The organism is Bdellovibrionota bacterium (assembly GCA_035292885.1).
GTDB lineage: Bacteria > Bdellovibrionota_G > JALEGL01 > JALEGL01 > DATDPG01 > DATDPG01.
Genome location: DATDPG010000025.1, coordinates 1 through 7,846, shown reverse-complemented (window position 1 = coordinate 7,846; position 7,846 = coordinate 1). Strand labels below are relative to the sequence as shown.

Sequence of the window (7,846 nt, the reverse complement as noted above, 5' to 3'; positions counted from 1 at the left end):
CGGCCCCCACCGCCATCCGCGCGCTGATGCGCGAGGGCGACGCGCCGGTGACCAAGCGCAAGCTGACTTCGCTGCGCCTGCTGGGCACCGTGGGCGAGCCGATCAATCCGGAAGCCTGGCTCTGGTATCACCGCGTCGTCGGGGAGAACCGATGCCCGATCGTCGACACCTGGTGGCAGACGGAGACCGGCGGAATTCTCATTACACCGCTTCCCGGAGCGACACCGCTGAAACCGGGGTCCGCGACGTGGCCGTTCTTCGGCGTCAAACCGGTGATCGTGGATGAAAAAGGAATGGAACTTCAGGGCGCTTGCCAGGGGAACCTTTGCATCGCGGATGCATGGCCCGGCCTGGCGCGAACACTCTACGGGGACCACAATCGATTCATCCAAACCTACTTCAGCCAATATCCGGGGAAATATTTCACGGGCGACGGAAGCCGCCGAGACGAAGACGGTTATTACTGGGTCACCGGCCGGGTGGACGACGTATTGAACGTTTCGGGGCACCGAATCGGCACGGCGGAGGTTGAAAGCGCGCTGGTGGCGCACACAAAGGTCGCGGAAGCCGCGGTGGTTGGGTATCCGCACGATATCAAAGGACAGGGGATTTACGCTTACGTGACGTTGAAGACGGGCGTGGAATCTTCGGACGACCTGCGATCGGAACTCGTTCGCTGGGTCCGGAAAGAGATCGGGCCCATCGCGACTCCGGACGTCATACAATGGGCGCCGGCGTTGCCGAAAACCCGTTCCGGAAAAATCATGCGGCGGATTCTGCGCAAAATCGCCGAAAATAATTACGGTGAACTGGGGGACACGTCGACGTTGGCCGATCCCCAGGTCGTCGAGGAATTGATTCAAAATCGCGGTTCTTAATCGGCGTTAATGCGGCCGTGTGCCGTAATCGGTGCAACTACGGTTGTGGCATTGCGAGCTTTGAATTTGGTCGTCGATCTTTACGAAAATCGATCCTAGATAGGCGAATAGGTCGCAGAGAATTTCGAGCAATTCGCGAAACGTGTGGCTCACACCGTTGAGCAGATCCTCAATGAATCTCAGAAGTCGGTCGATGATATCGATCGGGGGACCGTCGTTTGAATTCGGCCGTACGGTCGATTGAATCTGCGTCGGATTCGACGCCGCGTACACGCGACCGGAGTTTACAGGGGCCATCGTGCCTACGAACGTCCAAATCGCCAGAAAGACGGAGATCAACCGAACGCGCATGACCCTACAAAGAGCAACGCGTATGCCATAAAATATAACAATAAAGTCAGCAAGTTAGAATTTTGGACATTGAGCAGGCGTAAACTTTTTTTTCGGGGGATGCCGTTCAGAACAGGTAAGAAGCACCGCCGAATAAGTTATACGTGACCGACATTCCGGCGTCGCTGCCGATGCCGTTGTCACCGTAACGCCAGGGGGAGATCGAAAGTGCAAATGGAGAAAAGCGCAAAACAACCCGTTCATTCACGATGGCCTTGATCTGCATCGCCGGAACGACGGCCAGGGAAAAGAGGTTAACTGAATTGCCGGAGAACGTTTCGATGTTCTGATAGTCGAGGTTAAGTCCAAAGAGGGGGGACAAGAAGAGCTTCTGCCGGTAAAGATCGATGTCGATTTCGAGGCTGGGAGTGACGCCGATTGCGTAGGCGTTCTCAAGTCCGGGAAAAATCGCACTGATACTTGAGGCCGGAGGAGGCGAGAAAACCCGCGGGTTGTCCTCCGTGTCCACGCTGAGAAGAAGGGGTATGAAAAAATTCATCCGTATCGGCTCCTTGGAGGGTGATGCCGTGCTGTAGTAGGGACCGACGGTAAAGACATCGTAAGCGTTCTTGATCTCCAGACCTCCCCCCAACAGAAATCCAAGTTCATGGCTCCGGGCGGGGAATGGAGAGAGAAGAACGCCCAAGGCAAGGATTGAAATCCCCCGAGGCTTCATCCACCCACCATACTTCCAAGTTTCGTTTTCAAGCCACAAAAAACCGAAATCAAAAGAAAGAACGCGTTAACAAGTGTGAATGTTCACCTGTTCTTCCGGCGGTCTCTCTCGGCGGAATAGGACGTACAATGCGACGTCATACGCTATTTTCATTCCCGCTCCGATGTATAGGGGAATTGCTAGCGAGGCAGTCTGCATGAGCATTCCTGCGAAAGCCGGAGCGATCGCCCAGGCACTTAGACGAACGAGATGCGTGATTCCCGAAGCGAACATCCGTTCTTGAGGTCGGACCACAGCCATCACGTACGATTGCCGCGTGGGGACATCCATCTCCACCAATCCCTCGCGGAGCAAGAATAAGACGGCGGCTACGGGGAAGTTCGGGGCAAACGCCACGGTGATGAGCAGTAAACTCGAAGGGATGTGCGTGAACACCATCGTGTTGACGAGACCGATCCGTCTCGCCAGCCATGCGGCGCCGAGATGGGATATCGCGTTGGCGATTCGCGCCCCGAAAAAGAGCGCTCCCACGGCGCCGATGCTCACGCCGAATCGTTCGAAAAAGAAGTAGGCGAGAAGGGCCGCCGTGAGAAAACCGCCCGCGAGGCTGTCGAGGCCGAAAAGAGAAGATATGCGCCAAAGGATCTTCCGACTTTCCTTCGAAATCCGCGCCGATTCGGTCGGACGTCTTTCACAGTGTCGAGAAAGCCTCGAATAGACGATGGCGGTGGCGCCGACGATTCCGGCGTAGATCACGACGGACGTCTTTAGCGACGCGACTTCATCGAACCAGCCGGTATGCTGAAGAAGGACGGGGAATCCGGCCGCCAATCCGCCCAGGGCGTGACCCAGATCCTGCAAAACGTTGTACCAAGCGAAGGCGAGAGTTCGTTCTTGATCGCTCGCGGTTACCGGAAGAATCGCCTGATCGATAATCAGAGAGGGCCCGCGGTCGCGCCCCATTCCGTTCACCATGCCCACAAAAGCGGCGGCGACGATGATATGGAGCGAATGCGCGAACGCCACGACCAAGCCGCCCACACCGCCCAAAATCGCAAGCAGGATCAACACGCGCCGGGAGCCGAGCCGATTTCCTCCCAGCGTTACGACGATGGCGGCGGATGCAGCCCCGAACAGGCCGGCGCTGACGACCGTTCCCGTTTCGCTCAGGCTGAAACCGCGCTTCGCCAGATAGATGGCGATCAGGACGCCGATCATTCCGGTGGCGAGAGCTCGGAGAAACGCCGCCATGTAAAGGACTCTCCGATCGCTCATCGTTGGAGGAGCTATCGCTTAGCGATTTTCACGAGGTCCACGATTCGCGGTGTGAAATTCTTGTTGATGGAAACCTTGGCCACGACGTCGCCGCTTCGAGCGTTTCGCAACGGACTACCCTCCGAAACATAGAACCGCTCGATGCCGTATTGAATGAAGGAAGACGATCTCCAAGGTTGATTTGCGAATTTTCCTTCCATCCACGTTTCGTCGCGATTTCCTGTGGGTCGGTCGAATCGGCAGTCGACAATGCCCCAGGTTCGGATTACGCCTTCCGGGACGGACAATGTTTGATCTTCCTCGCCGAGGCGAACGTACGCGATCGTCCCCGGAACTGCGGTGCTTTCGGAGCACTTGGTCGTCGAAACATTCGCGATTTTGAAATTCAGTGCGACGTAATGGCCGCTGATGTAGTCCCTCGGGTCGACAGGCATGGTTTCCAACCAAACGTATTTCCCGGCCTGATGGGAGGTAAGGAGGTAGAAGCCCCACGCTCCGAAAAAGATCAGGTGGGCCCCAAGAATGATGCGGAGTGCTTTCATCGTGAGGGCCCCGTTCCCGACCGATTCATCAGATGTTTGCGCGTCTTTCCAAGAACATAAGCGACGAGCCCAAGGAACAGCCCGGACACGATAAATCCGATCCCTCCTTGAACGAGATCTCCGAGCACGTCGAAAAATCGTGTGACGAGCAAGAGGAGAAGAATGATCACGCCCAAATTTATTCGGAGGTCGCTTCCCATGAGCGATCCATGCCACATGGCTCCCAAAGCTCCCACAAACAGAAAGAGATTCGCGAGGATGGCGATGATCCGGATGCCCTCACCGTTCACATGGGGAAGGCCGAACGAAAGCAAGAGGGGCCCCAGGAAGAGCACCTGAAAAAAATAATGCCAGTTGGGTTGGGGGCTGAACCGTTCTTTCGCGAACACGAGACAAACGATGAGTGCGGTCGCCGCCATTCCGCAGACCAGTACAAGGCCGAACGGAGAGGCATTCCCTTGAAAAGGGGACTGAAGGTGCCAGAGAAACGTCATCGCATACGTGCATCCGACAACCGATAAATAGGAAGGGACCCGCTCGGGAAGAGAGCTACGCAATAAAAGGTTGAGGGCCAGCCAAAGCGTGGAAGCGGAGGTCGCTGCGGCATAAAGCCAACCGCCATTTTTGATTTCAAGCCGGGTGGGCATGATGACCAACAACGTCAGCCAAAGGAGCGTCATTCCGAGCACATGTTTTCGATGTGCGGAGTTCAAGAGTTTGAAGCTTTCGGCAAACGCAAGGCCGATCAAGAAGAGTGCTCCCAGCCAGGCCCAGGGGGAAAACGGTAGGGTTTCACGAAACGGGTAGTGGGCAACCAACGAAAGGCTTTGATTGGGGGTGAAGCTTCCAAAAAAGAGAACCCCCACGATGAGTAGTAAGTGCGGGACCGGAAGGGCGCGTCTCCGGGAGAACCAAGCCAAAGGAAGGGTCAGCAAAATCCAAACTAAAAACGGCCGGATCGGATCGCCGGAAAGTTGAAACGTCTGGGCGAATAAGCCGATTCCGAGGATGGGAAAAAAGAACCAGAGAATCGAGAAGGGCAGGCTCCATGCGATGCTTCGATCTTCCAGCCGGATCGCCGCTTCGCCCACCGCAGCAAAAAAGAACAAGAACGAGACGACCCGGGTAACGGGCCCGATCTGATCCCAATTGTGAGCGATGACGAGCGAAATGCCGGCGGCGACAAAGAGCCCCGCGAAAATGGCGATCCAGGTCGTCCCGCGTATTTGTACGCCCGCTTTCTGTTGCTTAAGGCGATCGAGAATTCTCCCCATCTGATCCGAGGAGATGATTCCCTCGGCGGCGCAGAGATTCAGGAGCCCCGTCAACCGAGTTGCAAAAGGTTCGGTGCGCCGAAATACGAGCCGGCTCAGAAACCAAAGGATGGCCAATGGAACGAGAAGTCCTGCGAGCCAGAACACAAATGCAAGCTTAAAGAGCCTGACGCGGGATAGCAATAAAGCTGAAATGTCTTATGAACGGTCTTAGTCTTCGAGGTACGGTTTAAGCGTTTGGCGAATGTCGTTCGGAGAAAGGGTTTCTCCCTGATTCAGGCGCGTCAGGAGCTGTTCGATCAAATACTTAGCCTCTTCTTTTCGCCAGCCGCTCAAAAAGCCGTCAAAAACATGCTCGGCCGTGACCGCCTTGGGAATTTCTTCGTCCCGGTCGTGGTTGCCGAGCTCGGTGAAGTAGATGACGTGATAACGGCGATTGAACTCCGCCTCGCGGTAGATCTCGAACATGGTTTTGTCCCACCCCTGCATGGTCTACGCCGCCGAAGCAGCCCTTTGCGGGAGGGGCACCAAGGTCGGAAGCGGAATGACGTTCGCGTTTGATTTTTCTTTCGGCACGGAAAGCCCCAGCTCCTCGCGAAGGCTTGTTTCCAACGCCAGGAGCCGCTTGTGAAGTTCGTCTTTCTTGGCGACGCCGGCGCGAAGATCCTCGGTGTAGCGCTTCAAAAAGTAATGAATCGTCTCGACCCGGATTTTAATCGAGCCGGCCGGTTTGTTCTCGTCGATGTCCTTGAAAGAGAAGTACGGTGTGCCGGAATCCTCGATGATCTCTTCCACGACCGTATAGATCGGCGCGTCGTGGCCGCACTTGAAGCTCGATAGCTCCAGCGCCACGAGATTTGGATGCCGTGCCGTGAATTTGGACGCCCAAACCTTCCGGCTTGTGTTCTCGCTGTAAGAGTTCTTCCAAGCGTCCTGGATATCGAAGGGTCCCGTGATCTCGCCCCGCTTAATCTCGTCCTCGAAGAGCGGCATGACGATGTCTTCGTCTATCGGGAGCGAGTCTTGGGAGAAGACCGGGTAGCCGAGTTTCTGGAACTCTTCCAAGATCTCGTGATTGATCCCCGGATCGTTGTGGTACGGCCGGCCGAGCATAACGATTCCGATTTTCTTTTCACGCTCGAGCTGCGCTAAAAGCTCTTTCGCTTGGCTTCGCAGATTGAAGTAGTACGTGTCAAACGCTTTGTAGCCTTCTCTAACGGCCCGCTCGTTCTCTTCCGGGCTTAGCCCCAGGATGTCCTTGAACTCATCGTACATCTGCTTCGCGCAGAGCGGCTTATCGCTTAGGTTCAAAAACGTATTCAAGTATTTCACGCCGAGGTCGGCAAACACGTTGGATTCCTTAATAAACGCCGCTTTAACCGCCTCCGGCGTGATCGCCACCGTCGGGCAGGAGCGGGAGGCCGCCGTGTTCTGGAGAAAGCTCGGCAGACAGTCGATCATCGGGAAGAAGATGTAGTCGAGCTTCTTCTCTTTATGATGCACATAAAGGAGATTATGCACATGCGGAATGCCGACTTTGCTCGGGAAACAGGGGTCGATGGCTCCCCGTTTGGCTCCCTCTTTATAAAGCTTCTCGTCCGTGAAGTCGGAATAGACGAGATTCTCCGGCTTGATCCCCAGGCTCTCAAAATAGGCGCTGAAGAAGGGATTCGTCGAATACTGGTTGAGGACTCGAGGAATGCCGATCCGAATCTTCGAGCGCTCTTTCATCAACTGAGCGCGTTTAATTTCCTTTTCATTCCACGTGTCGGTCGGGAGCGGATCTGAAACGTTGGGTGGATTGAACGATTTCCAAACCTCCTTGGCTCCATAAGAGACGAGATTGGGGTTCGCTTTTTTGACCTTATCGAGGCCGTCTTTGATCCCGCGCATGGCGTTCACGTCTTCGACGGTCCCCTTTTCGCAGGTGGCGATGATGATTCGCGACATCCCTTTGTCCAAGGGGACTTTGGATTGGTAGACGACTTCGGCATCCTCTTCCGCATCCCGCTTTTTGATGTCGATGAAGGTTCGGAGGCACTTGTTCTTACAGAAGTAACAGCGAGTCCGTTCATCCGTCGCGGTCTTGTATTCGATGGAGGCCACGGCATCGAGGCCGATGAAGTGCGTTCGCATCCCGTTCTTGTACAGGCGTACCGCTTCGATAGCTGCGCCAATCGCTCCCGATTCACCGGTATGTTTGTGGACGAAGACATTCGGCTTCCGATCGCCGTCGTGGAAGCGGGAGTTGATGAAATCGACCTGGGATTTGACCGCCGCGAGATTGTGTTGCGTTCCACCTTGGAGAACGAAGTTGTTCCCCAGCTTGGCTAGATTGGGGATCTGGCTCACATAGAGCCAAATGTTCTTCGGAAGAACGTTGGCCAAACCCGCCATGATCTCGTGCGGCGCCCAACCTTGCCGCTGAAAATCGACGATGTCCGTCTGCATGAAGACGGCGCAGCCGTAACCGAACGACGGCATCTGCGTAGCAGAAAAAGCGAGGTCGGCGAATTTCTCGATCGGCTGGCCGAAACCGGCGGCCGTGCTCTGTAAGAAGTATCCGTTGCCCGCGGAGCATTGCGTGTTCAACTTGAAATCGGTGACGCGGCCGTCTTTCAATATGATGACCTTGATGTCTTGGCCGCCTACGTCGCAAATGACATCGACGTCGGGATAATAGTGAAGAGCCGCTTCCGTGTGTGCCACGGTCTCCACCAACGCGACATCGGCGTTGAGGGCGTCTCGGAGAATGTCTTTCGCGTATCCGGTGGTCCCGACGGCCTGGACCTCCAGGGTGGCGCCCTGGGT

At 55.7% G+C, this 7,846-nt stretch carries 8 protein-coding genes; 1 reads left to right on the top strand and 7 read right to left on the bottom strand.

Going from position 1 to position 7,846, the window contains the following annotated elements:
- Nucleotides 1–878 (top strand): AMP-binding protein (locus VI895_02150; GenBank protein HLG18600.1); only part of this gene is annotated, 878 nt, incomplete at its 5' end.
- A gap of 6 nt (nucleotides 879–884) precedes the next feature.
- Here VI895_02150 and VI895_02145 read toward each other — a convergent pair.
- From VI895_02145 to VI895_02115, 7 genes are all read right to left on the bottom strand, one after another.
- Nucleotides 885–1,229, bottom strand: a complete 345-nt coding sequence (locus VI895_02145) for a hypothetical protein (protein ID HLG18599.1) — start codon at nucleotides 1,227–1,229, stop codon at nucleotides 885–887.
- Nucleotides 1,230–1,335: 106 nt separating this feature from the next.
- Nucleotides 1,336–1,944, bottom strand: coding sequence for a hypothetical protein (locus tag VI895_02140; GenBank protein HLG18598.1), 609 nt, complete (start codon nucleotides 1,942–1,944; stop codon nucleotides 1,336–1,338).
- A gap of 66 nt (nucleotides 1,945–2,010) precedes the next feature.
- Nucleotides 2,011–3,219, bottom strand: a complete 1,209-nt coding sequence (locus VI895_02135) for an MFS transporter (protein ID HLG18597.1) — start codon at nucleotides 3,217–3,219, stop codon at nucleotides 2,011–2,013.
- Between the two features lie 11 nt (nucleotides 3,220–3,230).
- Complete coding sequence (locus VI895_02130; GenBank protein ID HLG18596.1) at nucleotides 3,231–3,761, bottom strand: GDYXXLXY domain-containing protein; 531 nt, start codon at nucleotides 3,759–3,761, stop codon at nucleotides 3,231–3,233.
- The gene (locus VI895_02125) at nucleotides 3,758–5,182 is read right to left on the bottom strand and encodes a DUF2157 domain-containing protein (GenBank protein ID HLG18595.1); all 1,425 of its coding nucleotides are present in this window, start codon (nucleotides 5,180–5,182) and stop codon (nucleotides 3,758–3,760) included. The genes VI895_02130 and VI895_02125 overlap by 4 nt, the downstream gene beginning before the upstream one ends.
- Before the next feature lie 63 nt (nucleotides 5,183–5,245).
- Entirely contained in the window at nucleotides 5,246–5,524 is a 279-nt protein-coding gene (locus VI895_02120) for a hypothetical protein (GenBank protein ID HLG18594.1), read from the bottom strand.
- 3 nt (nucleotides 5,525–5,527) lie between these two features.
- Nucleotides 5,528–7,846: acyl-CoA dehydratase activase-related protein (locus VI895_02115; GenBank protein HLG18593.1), on the bottom strand; the 2,319-nt coding region annotated here is incomplete at its 5' end.